Here is an 18,791-nt window from a genome sequence, read left to right on the forward strand (position 1 = left end):
TTACACGGAAAAGATAATAAAAAAGGAGTAGAAAACCTTTTGTTTTCTACTCCTTTTAATTAACAGTTTATTCGTGAAAAGACTTTTTCAGTGCCCTCCGTTATAGGATGCCTTTTTTATTGTTTTAATTTTTCTTCTTAAATAAACCATTTAGCAAATCGCTTGCTTTTTTTGTCACTTCCTGAGTCTTTTGCTCTTTTTCTGTTTTTGCAGCTTGTGTTGTATCTTTTGCTTTTGTGTTTTTATTAATCAAATCGTTAAGCGCCGATGCTCCTTTTTGAGTTAATTTCTCTTTTTGCTGATTGGCTACCTGAGAAGCTAAACTACTAACAGCACTTTTCATATCTGTTGAAACTTTCGGATTAGAAAAGTTTCCTGTAATCATGGCATTAATTGGAATGTTTTGCAATTTTGCCTGATCTGCAGGAGACATTTTAGCTAGAAAAGCATTCGCTTCACTTCCTAAATATTTAGCAGGAACATCTAATTTTAAGTTGTAATTCATTGTTTGATCAAAACCGTGAGTTCCTCCAACTGTAATTTTAATATCCTGATATTTAATATCAAATGGTTTTACATTTACTTTTCCGTTGTCAAAAGTTAATGCCGCTTTAATATCGTTCAAATTCATCTTATTCATGTCAATGAATTTAATGTTTGAACCTAAAGCGTTCAATAAAGTTGAGTTTTTAGAATTTATGGTAGTCGAAAGCAATTGCCCTAACAAATCTCCTGAAATTGATTTCAGGTCCGGAGTTAATTCATTCGCATCTAAATTTCCGTTCAGTTTAATTGTCGAATTCAATTTTCCGTTGATGATTCCTGCTATTGGTGCAATTTTTTTCATCATTTCTAATTGCGTAAATGTCTGTGCGATATCAACCTGATTGAAACCTAAATTCATGTCAAAAGTGGGTACTTTTTCTTTTGTCGAAACTGCTCCGGTTAAACCAATTGTTCCTCCAAAAATGGATGTTTTGAAGTTTTCTAAAAGGGCTTTTTCATCTTTTACAATTAACCTTCCTGAAACATCTTTTAGTTTTAAATTGTCATATAAAACAGTATTTGCTTTTGCATTTATAGTACAATTTAAGAAAGCAGGAATCTTCATGGCTTCCGTTGGTTTTGCTGCGGTTTTCTCTGTTGCAGGTTCGCCTTGGGTCATAAAATCGTCAACAGCCAATTGGTTAGAACTCATATTGAAGTTCCCTTTCAATTCCTGTTTTTTAAACATAAAACCATAGAAATTTTCCAAAACTCCGTTGATCGCGATATCAGATTTTCCGGTAGTGGCATTAAATTGTTTTAAGTTAATTTTACTCGGATTAAACTCAACCAAAGCTGTACTAATGTTCATCGACTTATTGTTTTCATCAGTATATTTAAACCCTGATAAACTCATAGTTCCGGCATTTTTGATATTTTGATATTGGCTTTTTTCTACTGAAGCCATATCAAATTCTGTAGTAACATCCGCTTTTAAAATACCTGCCAAAGGTTTGTCCATTTTTATTGGATAGGCTTTTGAAAGGTTTGCTAAATTGATAGTTCCTTTTAAAGCTGCATTTACGTATGGATTTACTGTTATGTTTTTAATATTCGCTTTAGCGCTAAAAACGTCCTGATCAATTCGGAATGAAAGTTTATCTAAATTGACGTAGGTGTCATTTAGAATCCCGGTTTCATTGATGATTTTAGTGTCAATTACAATATTCTGAACTGATTTTGGTAAATTCGGATATTGAAATGAAGCATTATTTGATGCAATAGCAATATTGAATTTAGGAACGGTAGTATCTGTTAATTGTCCTTTTGCAAAACCAACGATAGAAAAGTCTCCGGTTGTTTTTACACCATCTAAACCAGAAGCATACGCTGAAGGAATCAGACCTAAGAAGTTGGTAAAAGATGAGGTTGGAGTTTTAAACTTTAAATCATAAATCTGACCGGCATCAACCATCTGAATAAATCCATCAAATTCTAAAGGCAATTGGTTAATTAAAGCTTTATTCTCTTTAAAAGTATATTTGCTTTTTTCTAAGTCAATTCCTAAAACAGCGTCTAAAGTCAGTTTTACATTTTTCATGTAATTGATTTTATCCATATCCAATGATACCTTAGCTGTAGATTTTGTTGTTAAATCAAGTTTTGAATTGGTAAAATCTCCCGTTCCTTCGTGGTTTAAACTGTCGATTACCATTTTAATTTTCGAGCCCTGATCAATATATCTGAAGGTGAAATTCTCGATTTTGTAGTTCTGAATTTTTAATGAAAGTGGTTTGCTTTTATCATCTTTAGTGTCTTCTTTTTTGTCTTTCAAAGCAATGTCAAAGTTACCAACACCATCTTTATTGAAGATGATATTGATTAATCCATTTGTAGAACTAATTCCCTGAATGTTCAAAGGCTCATCTTTTCCCTTAAAAATTTCTTTGATACTCATTTTAAGGTTTAATTCACCTAATGAAACCAAAGTATCACCTTCAAAAGGAGCTTTATTGATAATGACTAATTTTTCAATTCCTACTGTTGCATTAGGAAAATTTTTAAACAAGCTTAAATCGGCATCGGCAAAACTCACTTTGGCATCGACACTTTCGTTGATGGCTTCTGCAATTTTTGCTTTTATCTGATCTTTAAAAAAATAGGGGATGGCAAATAATGCCGCTACAAATACCACGAGAACAATTGCGGTAATCTTTAAAATTTTCTTAAGCATAATTATTTATAGATTTGAGGGTTTATGTCGTTATTAATTGGTTGCAAAAATAATTTTTTTATACGAGTTTAGTACTAATTTTTTCACAAAAACAGAAGAATATAGACTATTTGTTAAAATTAAAAAATCCGTTTTGACTATGTATATCAAACGGATTTTTAATGGTTTTATGATTCTCAATTATTTTTTAATAAATGAAACAATCTTAGTAGTCATGATTTCAGAAAGAGGTAAGCTTTCGTTATTGTAACTTTCCAGATTGGCTTGTTTGTCACCTTCAATAATTTTCAGAATATGATTCATTTTATCTACAATCAAAAGTTCGGCATTTTTATTGGCTTGTGATAAAGTTTCAGCATCTTTTACAGTTACTTGCAAATCGTTGTTTCCCTGTACAATTAAAATTGGAACATTCAATTTTTTAATTTCTGCTTGTGGATTGTATTTAAACCATGAAATCAAATAAGGCTGAATACTTGGTCTAAAAAGAGCATTAAGCATTGGATCGACCTTGTTTACCTTATTACCACTTTTCAGACTATCAATAATTGGGAAAGTAAGATCGTTTATTTGTTTGTTTGCTTTTGATTCGATTTGTGTTTTGATCAGTTTATCTGCCGATTCACCCGGGCCTGCAATAGAAATAAATTTATTGGCCTTTGCTCCGGCAATCATTCCAATTAAAGAACCTTCGCTATGTCCGATAATGATAACTTCTGAAAAACGTTTATCCTGTTTCAATAAATTAATCCAACTTTTGGCATCTTCTGTATAATTTTCAAAAACCAGACTTTGCTCGGAAATGGCAGAGGCTTTACTTTCGCCAATTCCTCTTTTGTCATATCGTAATGAGGCAATTCCATTTTTAGCCAAAACTTCAGCCAGCATTTTCAATGAATTGTTTTTCATCATTGGGTTATTGCCGTTTCGGTCAGTTGGCCCGGAACCGGCAATAATTAGGGCAACAGGATATTTCTTTGTTAAGTCCGGAGTTGTCAAGGTTCCAAAAAGTTGGTCTGTATTAATTTTTAAGATTACCGGAGATTCTTTAAAAGTAACTGCGTTTTTATCCTGAGCGTTTACAATACTCAAAAATAAAACACTGAAAAACAGAAATATCTTTTTCATTTTTTAAATGGAATTATTTAATATTTATTCCAAAAGGAAGCATTGCCTGAACGCCTTGTTGTCTCTGAAATCTTTTTACCTGCTCAATCAAAAGATAGTTTTCTTCTCCAATTTCTTCTTTTATAAAAGCTTCTTTAGATTTTGCAAAAGGCATATTGGCTAAGAGATCACCAAATGTTTTTTCGTATTCAGGATAGTTTTGTGTACTGTATGTTTTTATTTTTGCAATTTTTGCAGCTTCGGCAATAGCGTCATTCAATCCTCCAATTTTATCAACCAAACCAATTTTTAGGGCTTCACTTCCAGACCAGACTCTTCCCTGAGCAATAGCATCTACTTGCGCAAATGTCATTTTTCGGCCCTGAGCCACATGTGTTACGAAAGTGTTGTAAATGTGTTCAACGCCTTCCAAAGTAAAAGCTTTGAATTTTTCGTCAACAGGAACAAACGGACTATAATTGGCTGAATTCTCGTGTGTTTTTACTTGTTCGGTATGGATTCCTAATTTAGTAGCCAAAGGAGTAAAGTTTGGTAAAATTCCAAAAACCCCAATGGATCCTGTAATGGTATTGCTTTCAGCAAAAATTTTATTGGCATTACAAGCAATATAATATCCCCCTGAAGCAGCATAATTACCCATAGAAACGACAACAGGTTTTACTTTTTTAGTTACTTCAATTTCTCTCCAGATCAAATCAGAAGTTAAAGCACTTCCTCCGGGACTGTCAATTCGAAGAACAATTGCTTTTACATCTTCATTTTTTCTGGCTTCCTGCAAAGAGCGACGCATTGCACCTTCGCCAATTACGTTAACATCGCCTTCACCGCCTGTAATTTCGCCCTGCGCATAGATAATCGCAATTTGGTCGTTGGCAGTATTGGTTAAAGCAGTAGTAACATTATTTTGTGTATAATCTAAGATCGAAATTTTGTTGTAATCGTCATCACCCGTTACTTTTAAAGCTTTTTTGATGGTATTGTGATACACATCTTCATAAGCAACGATATCGACCAAACCTTCTTTTTTAGCCATCTCAGGCGTTCTTGCTAATAGACCATTTGCAATCTCATTTAATTTCGGAAGCGGAATATTTCGGCTTTTTGAAATATCAGTAGAAACGGTTGTCCAGATAGAGTTCAAAAGTGCTGTAACTTGCTCTCTGTTGGCATCGCTCATTTTATTTTCTAAAAAAGGTTCAACGGCACTTTTATATTTTCCATGACGAATCACTTCCATATGAATCCCTGATTTATCCTGAAAATCTTTGAAGAACATTACCTCAGAAGAAAGTCCTTTAAAATCTAAATCTCCCGCTGGATTCAAATAAATAGTGTTGGCAACTGAATTCAGGTAATACTCTTTTTGAGAATAAGTATTGGCGTAGGCCCAGACAAATTTCCCTGATTTTTTAAAACTTTCAAGTGCGTTTCTTAAGTCCTTATATTGAGCCAATCCTAATGAAGATTCATCGTTTAGGATTGAAATTCCTTTAATATTATCATCTGTTTTCGCCGCTTCAATAGCATTGATAACATCGGTTAAACCAATTCCTTTTTGTTCAGAAAAAACAGTTACCCAAGGGTCTTTATATTTTCCGGCATAATCGTTTTGTATTTTTTTTAAGTCCAATTCGATAACCGAATCACTTTTAACGGAAACCGTATCATCTCCGCCAAAAATAGCCCCAATTAGGATTACCCCGAAGAAGAATAACATAATGAATACAAAAATACCAATCACTGTGGCAATTACATTTCCTAAAAACTTCATAATTATATTTTTTTAATAAGTCGTGAAAAAGGTTGGTTTGTTACAAATATAATCTAAATGACGGGTAAGTCTCTCACATGATTTGTAAAATACTTGTAACCTTATTTGCCTTTTTAAATTCTCTAAAATAAAGATATGTTATTTTTAGATTACACAAGTTTTTTAGAAAAATTTATGTAGAAAAAAGATTAAAAGCAGGTTTGAAATAATTGGAAACTTCTGATTCCTGAATAAATAATGTGAGTAATTCTGAAATAGTTTTAGTTAATTTGCATTATGAAGTCACAGCATCAAATCGTTTTATCTATAGGCAGTAACCAGGGAAATCGGTTAGAAAATATTGAGAGTTGTATTGCTCTGATACATCAGGAAGTAGGAACGGTTATTCAGGTCTCAAAGTTATACGAAACTCCTGCCTGGGGATTCGAAAGTGATGCTTTTTATAATTGCGTATTGCTGTTGCATAGTACTTCATCGGCACAAAAAATATTGAATCAGATTTTAAAAGTCGAAAAACAATTGGGTCGTATTCGCTCCAATCAGGAAGGTTATCAATCCCGAATTATCGATGTTGATTTGATTGTTTTTGATGATGAAATTATTGATTCTGAGAAACTTCAGGTTCCGCATCCTTTAATGCAAAACAGGAAATTTGTATTGATGCCCATGCAGGATTTAAAATTAAACTGGAAACATCCTGTTTTTCAAAAATCTATTTCAGAATTAATTGCCGTTACACCAGATGATAGTATTTGTACTGTTGTTAAGGAATTAAAAAATCCTTTGCAGGAAATTCCATTGGAAAGGTTTAATTATATTGCTTTTGAAGGAAATATTGGTGCAGGAAAAACAACATTAGTAAATAAAATTGCAGAAGATTTTAATGCCAAAACTGTTTTGGAGCGTTTTGCAGATAATCCATTTTTACCCAAATTTTATAAAGATCAAAACCGATATGCTTTCCCACTCGAGATGTCTTTTTTGGCCGACCGTTATCAGCAATTATCAGATGATTTAGCGCAATTTGATTTGTTTAAAGATTTTGTAGTAGCCGATTATCATATCTTTAAATCATTGATTTTTGCCAAAATTACGTTGGCTGAAGATGAATATCGTTTGTACAGAAATTTATTTGACATTATTTATAAAGAAATGCCAAAGCCTGATTTGTATATTTATCTATATCAAAACACAGAGCGTTTGCTTCAGAATATCAAAAAGCGCGGCAGAAATTACGAACAGAATATCGAAGCCGAATATCTGGATAAAATCAATACCGGTTATTTAGATTATATCAAATCACAGACCGATCTGAATGTTTTAATCATTGATGTTTCCGATCGTGATTTTGTGAAAAAACACGAAGATTATCTCTTTATTTTGAGTGAAATTCAGAAGAAAATAGGATAATGTGTCAATATGCCAATTAGAAAATTAGATAATTATTTTTATAGTATTGTCTTTCATTATCTAATTATCAAATTGGCACATTATCTAATTAGCATCATCTTTTTAAAGAAAAATGACCTCTCAAAACGGGCTGAGTATTGTCAATTTTTAAGGCATACCAATAATCGGAAGCTGGTAACGGAGTTTTGTTGAAAGTTCCATCCCAACTCATCCTTGAAATACTTAATTGGGCTAATAATTTTCCGTAACGATCAAAAATAGTGACTTGTGCCTGTGGATAATTTTCCATTCCGGTTACTTCCCAAAGGTCATTAAAAGTATCATTGTTTGGAGTAAAGAAAGCTGGAAAAACAAGTACTACGAAATTTTTAACAGTATCGCCACATCCACTTTTCTCTCTTACATAAGCTGTTTGTAGCCCTCCAGGAACATCATAAAACACGTTAGAATCCTGAAAATTAGTTCCGTCAACAGAATACTCAAAATAATCTTGTTCTTTCTTTAGGTAAATAACAACTCGGGTTCCATTAACATCAATACGATCTATTTGTGGAATTTCATGCTCATCAACTTTAATTGTTTTTTTACTCGTACAGCCTTCAGGTGCCGGACTTGTAACATCTACAGTATAAGTACCGCCGGTGCTTACTTCAATAGTTTGAGTTGTAGCTCCTGTAGACCATAAATAAGTCATTCCTGATATTCCTGCATCAATTATAATTTTTTGATTTTGACATAATGGAACTTCTTCATCCGTAACAACTGGCGGAGTATATATGCTAATATTAACAGGGGTACGATTGGTGTTGAGACAGCTATTATTTGAAGCTTCAGCGTAATATATAGTATTAGATGAAATTACAGGTGTTGTAAAATTATTACCAGTAAAAACAGGTATTCCTCCAGTTTCAGTAGTGTACCAACTTATAAAGCCAACATTTGTTGTTGCCTGAAGATTTAAGCTTCCAGGACCACATCTCGAAACATTCGAGGAAGCTACAGCTGGTGTTGCGGGTGTTTTATTAACAACAGCGACAACCGATTTACGATTTGATTCGCAACCAGCATCAACATAATAAGTTGTAGTAGTATTTATTACGGGAGTTGTAAAAGGACTTCCGGTTGCTAAAGGAGTGCCTCCTGTTGCCTTATCGTACCAGCTAATTGTAGCGCCAGAAGTTGCAGTTGCATTTATAGTAAAACTCCCTGAATCACAAATTGGGTTTGGAGTAAGTGCAGTCGCAACCGGAATTGTAATTTTGGTACTTGCAGCTATTTCTAGCGGAAGTTCACCAGCAGATCCTCCATATTCCACAACATAGCCTTTAGGTTGATAGTTGTCTCCGGGAGTTGTTGACCCGGTATTTGATAAATCATTCCAGGACCCTCTAATTCCTACTCCTGGTTGTGTAATATGGGCATAATCTTCATCGCCTAAGTTGTTTGGTTCGTTGGTATTCCAGAAAGTATAAGACATTACTGTTCCGGCTTCAGGACCGGTAACCCATTTCCAAGTACCTTCAGTTTCTTGGTCACTTCCTCCGATCCATCCTGTTCCTGAGGCTTGTTCCCCAATTAGTTTTGCTTCATCGGCAGATAAAATAGTAGCTAAATATCCTTTAAGCCCGTAGTAAGTGCTGGCATCCGCTGCGGCTCTTGCTGATGACCAGGTAATGCCAATACTAGGTATATATAAATAATAATGTCCAGTAGAAGGTAAGTAGTTGGCCTGGCCAACTGTTATCGAAAAAGTCCTGGTTCCCGAGGCTGTAGCTGATGAATTAGAAAATACCACATCTCTAATGGCAGCTTCAAAATCTGAATATAAAACATCAACTCCCGTTGGACTTGATAATTTAAGTTTTCCAGCAGTTGAATCCCAACTTGTTGTAATTGTGGGATGTGATCCCAAGTTTGAGAGAGTAAGCTGATCGAAGCCACTAGAATATCCTGAAGAAACCTGAATATAAACTGCTTGTGTTCCCGTTTCTAAAGGATCATGAGTTATGCTTATAGAAGTTACAATATTTATGGTGTTGAGAGGGCAATATAATTGATCTCCTGTTGCTTTAAGTACAGGAGGAGTAACTGCAAAGATAACTTTTGTGTTTTTTCGTTTATTTAATTTAAGAGTATCGTTGGCAGGTTTTATCTTGGCCTTATCCAATGTTTTAACTTTTTCATTTGCATGAGATTGGTTAAAGCATAAAACAAAAAATAAAATGGTTATTTTAAAGAAATTGATAGTTTTCATTTTATAAAAGTATCAATTTTATAATAATAAAAAAATATATTTCAATTTCTAACATCTAAAGGCGAGATGTGCCGAAAAATAACATTAATCAGCGTTTGGCCAGTTTAATTTTTGGAATAAATCCCAAACTACAATTCCTGCACTAACAGCAATATTTAGGGAGTGTTTAGTTCCTAATTGCGGAATTTCAATACAGCCATCACAAATAGCCACGGCTTCCTGTGCAACGCCATATACTTCGTTCCCAAAAACCAATGCATATTTTTGATTTTTCGCAACTTTAAAGTCCTGAAGAAAAACGGAACTTTCCACTTGTTCAATGGCGAGCGTCAATACATTTTCTTTTTTAAGATTTTCAATAACTTCCAATACATTTTCATGATGTTCCCAAGCTACGGTTTCTGTAGCACCAAGGGCTGTTTTGTGAATTTCTTTATTTGGAGGAGTTGCTGTAATACCGCATAAAATGATTTTTTCAATCAAAAAAGCATCGGCAGTTCTAAATACAGAACCAATATTGTGCAAACTGCGAATATCATCCAAAACTAAAATTAGAGGTGTTTTGTCTGATTTTTTAAAATCTTCAATTGATTTGCGATCCAGTTCGCTATTTTCAAGTTTTCTCATTGGTGTTGCATTCAGGTCATAAAAAAAGCTTCCAAAGATAAGGAAGCTTTTTCGATTATTTTATTTTCTTTCAGATTAGCTTTTTACAGGATCTGGTAAAACAGTACCTTTAATAGTAAGTACTTTTGTAGGTTGTCCTTCAGCATTAGAAGTAACAGTTACCGTTTTTGTAAAAGCACCAACTCTGTCAGTAGCATATTTTACACCAATAATACCTTTAGCACCTGGAGCGATTGGCTCTTTTGGTGTTGTAGGTACAGTACAACCACAAGATCCCTGAGTGTTTGTAATGATTAATGGTTTTGTTCCGTTATTTACAAAAACAAACTGACGGTTACCATCCGCATTGTGAGCGATAGTTCCGTAATCAATCGTTTCGTTTTCAAAAACCATTCCGGCTCCTTCAACTTTAGCAACTTTAGCTTTTTTAGCGCTTTGAGCGTTTGAAGCTGTAATTCCAATTACAGCAACCATAACAAATAAAATTATTTTTTTCATCTTTAAAGAGTCTTTGTTTAATTATGAACAAATCTATATAAAATTCTTATATCTCAACTTAAAAAATTCTTAAAAATATTTTAATTTTTGAAGCTCTTCTATATGCCGCCAAAATATTATAAATTCGCTGTCATAAATTTTCATTTAAAACATTACAATTTGGCAGCGAAAGAGAAAGAGGTGAAAGAAACGCCCTTAATGAAACAGTACAACGAAATCAAGAGAAAATATCCTGATGCATGTCTGCTTTTCAGAGTGGGTGATTTTTACGAAACGTTTGGAGAAGACGCTATTAGAGCTTCTAAAATTCTTGGAATAACCTTAACTAAAAGAGGTGCAGGTTCTGAAACTGAAACAGCTTTAGCTGGTTTCCCACATCATTCTATCAATACATACTTGCCAAAATTAGTAAAAGCCGGACTTCGTGTTGCAATTTGCGATCAGCTTGAAGATCCGAAAATGACTAAGACTATCGTGAAACGCGGTGTTACTGAATTGGTAACTCCGGGAGTTTCTTTAAATGATGAGGTTTTACAATCTAAATCAAATAACTTTTTGGCATCAGTTTATTTTGCTAATAAAAATATCGGAATTTCTTTTTTGGATGTTTCAACGGGAGAATTTTTAACGGCTCAGGGAAATGCAGAATATATTGACAAACTTTTGCAGAATTTTAATCCGAGTGAAGTTTTAGTTCCGAAGAATAACAAAGGTGATTTCAAAGCTGCTTTTGGAGATGATTTTCATAGTTTTTATTTAGAAGACTGGATTTATAAAGAAGATTATGCTTTAGAAACTTTGACGAAACATTTTCAAACCGTTTCCTTAAAAGGTTTTGGAGTCGAAGAGTTAAAAGAAGGAATTATTGCTTCGGGAGCTATTTTGTATTATTTGTCCGAAACGCAGCATAATCGGGTGCAGCACATCACGGCGATACAGCGTATTGCTGAAGATGCGTATGTTTGGATGGATCGTTTTACGATCAGAAATTTAGAATTATATCACAGTTATAATCCAAATGCTGTAACGCTTTTAGATGTAATTGACAGAACGCTTTCGCCAATGGGTGGGCGTTTGTTGAAGCGCTGGCTGGCTCTTCCTTTAAAAGATAGTAATAAAATAAAAGGGCGTCATGATGTGGTTTCCTATTTGAAATCAAATCCTGAAGTTCTTCATAATATTCAATATCAAATCAAGCAAATTTCAGATTTAGAGCGTTTGATTTCTAAAATTGCTGCCGGAAAAGTTTCACCGCGCGAAATTGTTTATCTGAAAGAGTCTCTGGATGCTATTATTCCAATCAAAACTTTAGCATTGCAAAGTCCGCAGGAAGCGGTGAAAATTATTGGCGACAGTTTGCATGCTTGTGATTTATTAAGAGAAAAAATAAAAGTAACTTTAAATCAGGATGCGCCAGTTGCTATTGCAAAAGGAAATGCCATTGCAAAAGGAATTAGTGAAGAATTAGATGAATTGCGTGCAATCTCAACTTCCGGAAAAGAATATTTAGAAGGAATTGAAAAAAGAGAATCAGAGCGAACAGGAATTTCTTCTTTGAAAATCTCTTTCAATAATGTTTTTGGATATTATATTGAAGTTCGAAATACACATAAAGATAAAGTTCCGACAGAATGGATTCGTAAACAGACTTTGGTAAATGCCGAACGTTATATTACAGAAGAATTAAAAGAATATGAAACCAAAATTTTAGGCGCCGAAGAAAGGATTCATAAAATTGAAACGGATCTTTTTGAGCAATTAGTAGCCTGGATTGCGACTTATATTAAGCCGGTTCAAATGAACGCTAATTTAGTGGCACAACTGGATTGTTTGTGTTCATTTACGCAATTAGCGATCGAAAATAAATATGTATGTCCGGAAATTGATGAAACTTTTGAATTGGATATCAAAAACGGAAGACATCCTGTAATTGAAAAACAATTGCCAGTTGGAACGCCGTATATCGCCAATGATGTTTATTTGGATAGAGAAACACAACAGCTTATTATGATTACAGGTCCGAATATGTCTGGTAAGTCAGCAATTTTGAGACAAACAGCTTTAATTGTATTGCTGGCTCAAATGGGTAGTTTTGTTCCGGCAGACAGCGTTCGAATGGGAATTGTAGATAAGATCTTTACAAGAGTAGGAGCTTCGGATAATATTTCGATGGGTGAATCCACTTTTATGGTAGAGATGAATGAAACGGCTTCTATTTTGAATAATATCTCAGACAGAAGTTTAGTTTTATTGGATGAAATTGGAAGAGGAACCAGTACCTATGACGGAATCTCGATTGCCTGGGCTATTGCCGAGTTTTTACACGAACATCCGGGAAGAGCAAAAACATTGTTCGCAACGCATTATCATGAATTAAATGAAATGACAGAATCGCTTCCGAGAATTCAGAATTATAATGTTGCGATAAAAGAATTAAAAGATACCGTTCTTTTTGTTAGAAAGCTGGTAAAAGGAGGGAGTGCTCACAGTTTTGGAATTCACGTGGCAAAAATGGCCGGAATGCCTCAGACTGTAATTTTGAAAGCACAGAAACTTTTAAAGAAATTGGAGAAGAATCATTCGAGTGATGCCTTAAACGGAATCAAAACTGCTAATGATGAAATGCAAATGAGCTTCTTTAATTTAGATGACCCTTTGTTAGAAGAGATAAAAGAAGAGATCTTAAGTCTTGATATAAACTCAATCACACCGGTTGAAGCATTGATGAAACTCAATGAGATTAAAAGGATGATTGTTAAGAAATAAATTTTCAGATTTAAAGTTTAGGTTATCAGAAGGTTATAAAATAAGTATAATTTTTTTTCGAAAAAGGCTTGTATAATTGAATAAATGTCCTAAATTTGCACTCGCAATACAGAACAAGTCAGTATTGTAGTTCTTACTAGAATTTGAAACGCGAAAATAGCTCAGTTGGTAGAGCGCGACCTTGCCAAGGTCGAGGTCGCGGGTTCGAGCCCCGTTTTTCGCTCAAAACCATATAATGCTCGGATGGTGAAATTGGTAGACACGCTGGACTTAAAATCCAGTGAACAGCAATGTTCGTGCGGGTTCAAGTCCCGCTCTGAGTACTAAAGCCTCTTCTTTTGAAGAGGCTTTTTTTATTGTGTAAACTCGTGCAGTGTGAAATAAATTTGTGAAGTAAATTTATTCAGAAGAATCTAAAATTAATAATCTAAAATCAACAATTCTAAATGGGTGCTTTTGTAATTAGTAAAAGATTTAATGATGAATATAAATTTGTATTTACTTCCAGGAAAGGGAAAGTGATTTTTACTAGTTTGAGTTATGAGCTGAAGTTTGAATGCGAAGAAGATATTGAAAAATTTAAAGTAAATATTGAGCAGGCTAGATTTTTGAAATTTAAAGGCTCTGGAGGAAAGTATTTTTTTAAATTGATGTTGGGTGAGCTTCATTTTGCTACAAGTCGAAAATATACAACAGAATTGCTTTTGCAAAAAGGAATAAAAGAAATTGTTACTTATGCTTCGCGATCAGAAATTTTAGATTTCTCTTCAAATGAATCGATATTTGAGGATGAAGAAGTAGTTGAGGATGAAATGGAATAAATAAAAAGGAAATTCCAAATTCCATTAGTATGTAGTTTTTTAGTGTAAAAAAAATAGTTTGATAATTTAAAATTCCAAATTTCAGTAATACAATGTGTGTTATTGGAATTTGGAATTTTAAAATATTGGAATTTATTAAATTTTGGGCATAAAAAAAACCATCTCTAAGGATGGTTTTAAAATCTTTAGAACTTAGGTTCTAATTATTTTTTTACTTCTTCTACTTTAGCAGCAGCAGAGTCAACTTTAGCAGCAGCAGAATCAACAGTTGCAGCAGCAGAATCAACTACAGCAGCAGCAGAATCAACAGCAACAGCAGTAGAATCTACAGCTGGCTCAGCAGCAGCATCAGCTTTTTTACAAGAAACAACAGTTAAAACAGCAACAACAGCTAAACTTAAAAATACTTTTTTCATCTTACTTTATTATAAAAGGTTAATTATTAATTCGTGGCAAAGATATAAATTTTTTAATATGTAAAATATTTTTTCACTTTTTTTTTAAAATATTTTCATCGCTCACGATTATCTTATTTATCAAATAATATGCCAAAATAGTAAAAAAATATTATATTATTGATTATTTTGTCTTAATTATTTTTTGTTGAATATTCTATAAGAGAATTGGCTGTTTTGATTCTCTTATTTGCACTTTATTTTGCTTTTGGTTGATTATTGCCTAAGCTTCTGAGGCTAAAATAATGCGATTTAAGCGATTTTTTTGCTTAGTATAGTACCGAAATCCATATTTGGTTGTTTTAAGCGCTTACGAAACGATTTTCATTATGCTTTTTGTGGCACCTTTATTCTCTTGAATATATGACTTGCAAATTTGGCTTTTTTCTTTCAGATAATCTTCATCTAAAAGTAAACGGTCAAAACTTTGTTTTAACTCTGCCTCATTAGAAATTACAATACAGCCTCCAATTTTTACCAATTCAACAGCTTCTGCAAAATTCGAATAATTCGGTCCAATTACAATTGGGATTCCAAATGTTGCTGGTTCCAGAATGTTATGGATACCAGGATTTCCAAATCCACCGCCAACATAAGCTATGGTTCCGTAACTATATATTTTGGTGAGTAAGCCAACAGTGTCTATAATAAAGACATTAAATTTTGATAAATCAGTTATATTGTCTTTTTCAGAAAATAAAACCGTTGCCTTTGTAATTTGAGATTTTAAACTTGAAATCTGGTCTTGTTTGATATTATGTGGTGCAATAATGAATTTTACAGTTGAAGGAGCCTGATTGATATATTCAGCTAGTAAAGCTTCGTCCTTTGGCCATGAACTTCCAATAACTATAGTTGGCGCATTGTTTTTAAATTTTTCAATAAAATCCACCGTATTGTCTCGCTCTAAAATTGCTGCAACCCTGTCAAAACGGGTATCACCGGAAACAATAACATTTTTAAATCCGATAGTTTCAATTTTTTCTTTTGATTTTTGATTCTGTACAAAAAAATAAGTGAAAGCTGATAATGCTTTTCGGTAAAAACCACCGTACCATTTAAAAAACATCTGATTGTCTCTGAAAATTCCGGAAATCAAATAAGTTGGAATTTTGTTGTTTTCCAATTCTTTTAAATAATTCAGCCAAAATTCATATTTAATAAAAAAAGCCAATTCAGGATGTGCTAATTTCAGAAATTTTTTGGCGTTGCTTTTAGTGTCTAAAGGCAGGTAAATAGTGACATCGGCAACAGTATTGTTTTTGCGGACTTCATAACCGGAAGGAGAGAAAAAAGTAACAATGATTTTATGGGAAGGATATTTTTCTTTGATTTTTTCGATCACCGGCAAACCTTGTTCATATTCGCCAAGTGAAGCCGAATGAAACCAAATCGTCTTGTCTGTTGGGGCTATTTTTTCTTCTAAAACAGTAAAAACATTTTTTCTTCCTTCAACAAAAAGCTTTATTTTCGGACTAAAAAATGCTACAATTTTCAGAAAAACCCCCGCAATAGAAACGACTAAATTGTATAGAAAAAGCATATATTTAATTTTGGCGCTAAATTACGCTTCTTTCAATAATTTTCATTGTCCAAAGGTATTAAATAACTATTTTTGTTCTTCGTTTTCGGGATTGGTTTTAAAATCGTATCTCAAAGTTTTAAATAAATAAAGACAAATGAAAAAAATTCAAATGGTTGACTTAAAGAGTCAATATGAAAAAATAAAATCTACCGTTGATGCTTCAATTCAGGAAGTTTTAGATACAAATACTTATATAAACGGACCATTGGTTCATCAATTTCAAAAAAACCTTGAAGATTATTTAGGTGCAAAACATGTAATTCCATGTGCAAATGGTACAGATGCTTTGCAAATTGCAATGATGGGGTTGGATTTAAAACCGGGTGATGAGGTAATTACTGCCGATTTTACTTTTGCAGCTACTGTTGAGGTTATTGCTCTATTGCAATTGACTCCGGTCTTAGTCGATGTTGATATGACAAATATGAATATTGATATTGATGCGATTAAAAAAGCAATCACACCAAAAACAAAAGCAATTGTTCCGGTACATTTATTTGGACGTGCGGCGAATATGGATGCGATTATGGAAATTGCTGCCGAACATAATTTATATGTAATTGAAGATAATGCACAGGCAATTGGTGCTGATTATATTTCTAAATCTGGCATAAAAAGCAAAGTAGGTGTTATTGGCCACGTTGCCGCAACCTCATTTTTTCCTTCTAAAAATTTAGGTTGTTATGGCGATGGCGGAGCGATTTTCACCAATGATGATAAATTAGCTCACGTTATCCGCGGAATCGTAAATCACGGAATGTATGAGCGTTATCACCATGATGTAGTGGGAGTGAATTCTCGTTTAGATAGTATTCAGGCTGGGGTTTTGAATGCAAAATTGCCGCTTTTAGATGAATATAACGCAGCTCGTCGTTTAGCAGCTTCAAAATACAATGCGGCTTTTGCTGGAAATGCACACATTATCACGCCGGAATTTGATGCAAATGAAAATGATCACGTTTTTCATCAATATGTGTTGAGAATTGTTGATGCAGACAGAAATGCTTTAATGCAACATTTGTTAGACAAAGCAATTCCGTGTGCGATTTACTACCCAATTCCGCTGCATTCACAAAAGGCTTACGTAGATGTTCGTTATAAAGAAGAGCAATTTCCGGTAACCAATCAATTGGTAAAAGAGGTTATTGCTTTACCAATGCATACAGAATTGGATGATGAGCAAATTAAATTTATTACAGATTCTGTTTTAGAATTTTTAAACAAATAAATTATGAAGAGATTAGGTGTTTTAATTGTGATGATTCTTATTCAGTTTTCTGGTTTTGCTCAAAAATCAAATACTAAAGAAGAAACAGCTGTAAGTAATCAGGTTGAAATTTTGCGTAAGGCAATGATTGATGCTGACGGAGCTAAATTAAAATCACTGACTTCTGAAAAGTTGAATTACGTTCATTCGAATGGTAATTTTCAAAATCAGGCTGAATTTATTGATGGAATTGTTAGTGGAAAATCAGATTTCGTAACCATTGAATTTCAGGATCAAACCATAACGATTCAGAATGATGTTGCGATTGTCAGACATGTTCTGGCAGCGCACACCAAAGATGGCGGTATTGATAAAGATATTAAAATCGGAATAATGCTGGTCTGGCAAAAACAAAAGAATAATTGGGTTCTTATTGCAAGACAGGCTTATAAATTAACTACATAAAAAACAACACAAAAAAAACCAAAAATGAAAGTATTAGTAACAGGGGGATTAGGATTTATTGGTTCTCACACCGTAGTCGAATTGCAAAATGAAGGCTTTGAAGTTGTGATAATTGATAACCTTTCCAATTCTACAGAAGATGTTTTAAAAGGAATTACGGCAATTACAGGAAAAACGCCTTTATTTGAAAAATTAGATTTAAGAGAAAAAGCGTCCGTTCAGGATTTCTTTAAAAAACATAATGATGTTACCGGAGTAATTCATTTTGCAGCCTCAAAAGCGGTTGGAGAAAGTGTTGAAAATCCGTTGTTGTATTACGAAAACAACATCAGCAGTTTAGTTTATCTTTTACAGGAATTACAGCAAAAACCTGAAGCAAGTTTCATTTTTAGCTCGTCTTGTACTGTTTACGGGCAAGCCGAAAAAATGCCAATTACCGAGGATGCTCCCGTACAAGAAGCAATGTCTCCTTACGGAAATACCAAGCAAATTGGAGAAGAAATTATAACAGACACTGCTAAAGTAACTAATATAAATGCGATTTTATTGCGTTATTTTAATCCGGTTGGAGCGCATTCATCCAATGAAATTGGAGAATTGCCATTAGGTGTTCCTCAGAACTTAGTGCCTTTTATTACGCAAACAGGTGTTGGATTGCGTAAGGAATTATCTGTTTTTGGAGATGATTATCCAACTCCTGACGGAACTGCAGTTCGGGATTATATTCACGTTGTTGATTTGGCAAAAGCACACGTAATTGCATTACAGCGTTTATTCAATAAAAAGAATTTACAAAAAGTAGAAACCTTTAATTTAGGGACCGGAAAAGGAAGTTCTGTTCTTGAGGTAATTCATAGTTTCGAAAAAGTAAGTGATAAAAAATTGCCTTACAAGATTATGCCACGTCGCGAAGGAGATATTACTGAAGCATATGCAAATACTGATAAGGCAAATGATGTTTTGGGTTGGAAAGCTCAACTAACATTAGATGAGGCGATGTCAAGTGCCTGGAAATGGGAACAAAAAATAAGGAATAAATAATTTCTTAAGTTAAAATTATAAAATTTTAAAATCCCAAATTATAC

General features: G+C 33.6%; 14 protein-coding genes and 2 tRNA genes. 8 read left to right on the forward strand and 8 right to left on the reverse strand.

Features of this window, described 5'->3' with window-relative positions; genetic code table 11:
* Positions 1–124: 124 nt before the first annotated feature.
* The 3 genes from ASC72_RS11335 to sppA form a co-directional block, all read right to left on the reverse strand.
* Positions 125–2,719: an AsmA-like C-terminal region-containing protein gene (locus ASC72_RS11335; protein ID WP_056190811.1), complete on the reverse strand. Its 2,595-nt coding sequence runs from the start codon at positions 2,717–2,719 to the stop codon at positions 125–127.
* A 180-nt stretch (positions 2,720–2,899) separates the two neighbouring features.
* Positions 2,900–3,847, reverse strand: a complete 948-nt coding sequence (locus ASC72_RS11340; protein ID WP_056190812.1) for an alpha/beta hydrolase — start codon at positions 3,845–3,847, stop codon at positions 2,900–2,902.
* A gap of 13 nt (positions 3,848–3,860) precedes the next feature.
* A complete protein-coding gene (gene sppA, locus ASC72_RS11345; protein WP_056190813.1) occupies positions 3,861–5,618 on the reverse strand; it encodes a signal peptide peptidase SppA in 1,758 nt (585 codons plus the stop codon).
* A gap of 276 nt (positions 5,619–5,894) precedes the next feature.
* Here sppA and folK point away from each other — a divergent pair, with 276 nt between their 5' ends.
* Positions 5,895–7,028 (forward strand): 2-amino-4-hydroxy-6-hydroxymethyldihydropteridine diphosphokinase, encoded by a 1,134-nt coding sequence (gene folK / locus ASC72_RS11350; protein ID WP_056190814.1) that lies wholly within the window; start codon positions 5,895–5,897, stop codon positions 7,026–7,028.
* A gap of 94 nt (positions 7,029–7,122) precedes the next feature.
* Here the strand turns inward: folK and ASC72_RS11355 are convergent, their stop codons facing one another.
* The 3 genes from ASC72_RS11355 to ASC72_RS11365 form a co-directional block, all read right to left on the reverse strand.
* Entirely contained in the window at positions 7,123–9,282 is a 2,160-nt protein-coding gene (locus ASC72_RS11355) for a T9SS type B sorting domain-containing protein (protein ID WP_056190815.1), read from the reverse strand.
* Between the two features lie 84 nt (positions 9,283–9,366).
* Complete coding sequence (locus ASC72_RS11360) at positions 9,367–9,909, reverse strand: RNA methyltransferase (protein WP_056190816.1); 543 nt, start codon at positions 9,907–9,909, stop codon at positions 9,367–9,369.
* A gap of 75 nt (positions 9,910–9,984) precedes the next feature.
* Positions 9,985–10,407, reverse strand: coding sequence for a DUF1573 domain-containing protein (locus ASC72_RS11365; RefSeq protein WP_056190817.1), 423 nt, complete (start codon positions 10,405–10,407; stop codon positions 9,985–9,987).
* A 159-nt stretch (positions 10,408–10,566) separates the two neighbouring features.
* Here ASC72_RS11365 and mutS point away from each other — a divergent pair, with 159 nt between their 5' ends.
* The 4 genes from mutS (at position 10,567) to ASC72_RS11385 (ending at position 13,994) form a co-directional block, all read left to right on the forward strand.
* A complete protein-coding gene (mutS, locus tag ASC72_RS11370) occupies positions 10,567–13,173 on the forward strand; it encodes a DNA mismatch repair protein MutS (protein WP_056190840.1) in 2,607 nt (868 codons plus the stop codon).
* A 150-nt stretch (positions 13,174–13,323) separates the two neighbouring features.
* Positions 13,324–13,396: transfer RNA gene (locus ASC72_RS11375), tRNA-Gly, on the forward strand.
* 14 nt (positions 13,397–13,410) lie between these two features.
* Positions 13,411–13,496: transfer RNA gene (locus ASC72_RS11380), tRNA-Leu, on the forward strand.
* 123 nt (positions 13,497–13,619) lie between these two features.
* Positions 13,620–13,994, forward strand: coding sequence for a hypothetical protein (locus tag ASC72_RS11385; protein WP_056190818.1), 375 nt, complete (start codon positions 13,620–13,622; stop codon positions 13,992–13,994).
* 203 nt (positions 13,995–14,197) lie between these two features.
* On the opposite strand, the gene ASC72_RS11390 is transcribed toward ASC72_RS11385, so the two are convergent.
* Together ASC72_RS11390 and ASC72_RS11395 are read right to left on the reverse strand one after the other, a co-directional pair.
* Positions 14,198–14,410, reverse strand: a complete 213-nt coding sequence (locus ASC72_RS11390) for a hypothetical protein (protein ID WP_026985591.1) — start codon at positions 14,408–14,410, stop codon at positions 14,198–14,200.
* A gap of 349 nt (positions 14,411–14,759) precedes the next feature.
* Positions 14,760–15,992 carry a 3-deoxy-D-manno-octulosonic acid transferase gene (locus tag ASC72_RS11395; RefSeq protein WP_056190819.1) on the reverse strand — a complete coding sequence of 411 codons (1,233 nt, stop codon included), beginning with the start codon at positions 15,990–15,992 and terminating at the stop codon, positions 14,760–14,762.
* 136 nt (positions 15,993–16,128) lie between these two features.
* On the opposite strand from ASC72_RS11395, the gene ASC72_RS11400 reads away from it, so the two are divergent.
* The 3 genes from ASC72_RS11400 to galE are packed head-to-tail and all read left to right on the forward strand — an operon-like array spanning position 16,129 to position 18,747.
* Positions 16,129–17,262, forward strand: a complete 1,134-nt coding sequence (locus ASC72_RS11400; RefSeq protein ID WP_056190820.1) for a DegT/DnrJ/EryC1/StrS aminotransferase family protein — start codon at positions 16,129–16,131, stop codon at positions 17,260–17,262.
* A 3-nt stretch (positions 17,263–17,265) separates the two neighbouring features.
* Complete coding sequence (locus ASC72_RS11405) at positions 17,266–17,706, forward strand: nuclear transport factor 2 family protein (RefSeq protein ID WP_056190821.1); 441 nt, start codon at positions 17,266–17,268, stop codon at positions 17,704–17,706.
* A 24-nt stretch (positions 17,707–17,730) separates the two neighbouring features.
* The gene (gene galE, locus ASC72_RS11410; protein WP_056190822.1) at positions 17,731–18,747 is read left to right on the forward strand and encodes a UDP-glucose 4-epimerase GalE; all 1,017 of its coding nucleotides are present in this window, start codon (positions 17,731–17,733) and stop codon (positions 18,745–18,747) included.
* Positions 18,748–18,791 lie beyond the last annotated feature (44 nt).

This window comes from Flavobacterium sp. Root420, from assembly GCF_001427905.1.
Lineage (GTDB): Bacteria > Bacteroidota > Bacteroidia > Flavobacteriales > Flavobacteriaceae > Flavobacterium.

Coding starts and splice junctions, on each gene's coding strand:
- ASC72_RS11340 (WP_056190812.1), bottom strand. CDS start 3,847: ATGAAAAAGATATTTCTGTTTTTCAGTGTTTTATTTTTGAGTATTGTA.
- ASC72_RS11385 (WP_056190818.1), top strand. CDS start 13,620: ATGGGTGCTTTTGTAATTAGTAAAAGATTTAATGATGAATATAAATTT.
- sppA (WP_056190813.1), bottom strand. CDS start 5,618: ATGAAGTTTTTAGGAAATGTAATTGCCACAGTGATTGGTATTTTTGTA.
- ASC72_RS11360 (WP_056190816.1), bottom strand. CDS start 9,909: ATGAGAAAACTTGAAAATAGCGAACTGGATCGCAAATCAATTGAAGAT.
- ASC72_RS11405 (WP_056190821.1), top strand. CDS start 17,266: ATGAAGAGATTAGGTGTTTTAATTGTGATGATTCTTATTCAGTTTTCT.
- galE (WP_056190822.1), top strand. CDS start 17,731: ATGAAAGTATTAGTAACAGGGGGATTAGGATTTATTGGTTCTCACACC.
- ASC72_RS11400 (WP_056190820.1), top strand. CDS start 16,129: ATGAAAAAAATTCAAATGGTTGACTTAAAGAGTCAATATGAAAAAATA.
- ASC72_RS11335 (WP_056190811.1), bottom strand. CDS start 2,719: ATGCTTAAGAAAATTTTAAAGATTACCGCAATTGTTCTCGTGGTATTT.
- ASC72_RS11365 (WP_056190817.1), bottom strand. CDS start 10,407: ATGAAAAAAATAATTTTATTTGTTATGGTTGCTGTAATTGGAATTACA.
- ASC72_RS11355 (WP_056190815.1), bottom strand. CDS start 9,282: ATGAAAACTATCAATTTCTTTAAAATAACCATTTTATTTTTTGTTTTA.
- folK (WP_056190814.1), top strand. CDS start 5,895: ATGAAGTCACAGCATCAAATCGTTTTATCTATAGGCAGTAACCAGGGA.
- ASC72_RS11395 (WP_056190819.1), bottom strand. CDS start 15,992: ATGCTTTTTCTATACAATTTAGTCGTTTCTATTGCGGGGGTTTTTCTG.
- ASC72_RS11390 (WP_026985591.1), bottom strand. CDS start 14,410: ATGAAAAAAGTATTTTTAAGTTTAGCTGTTGTTGCTGTTTTAACTGTT.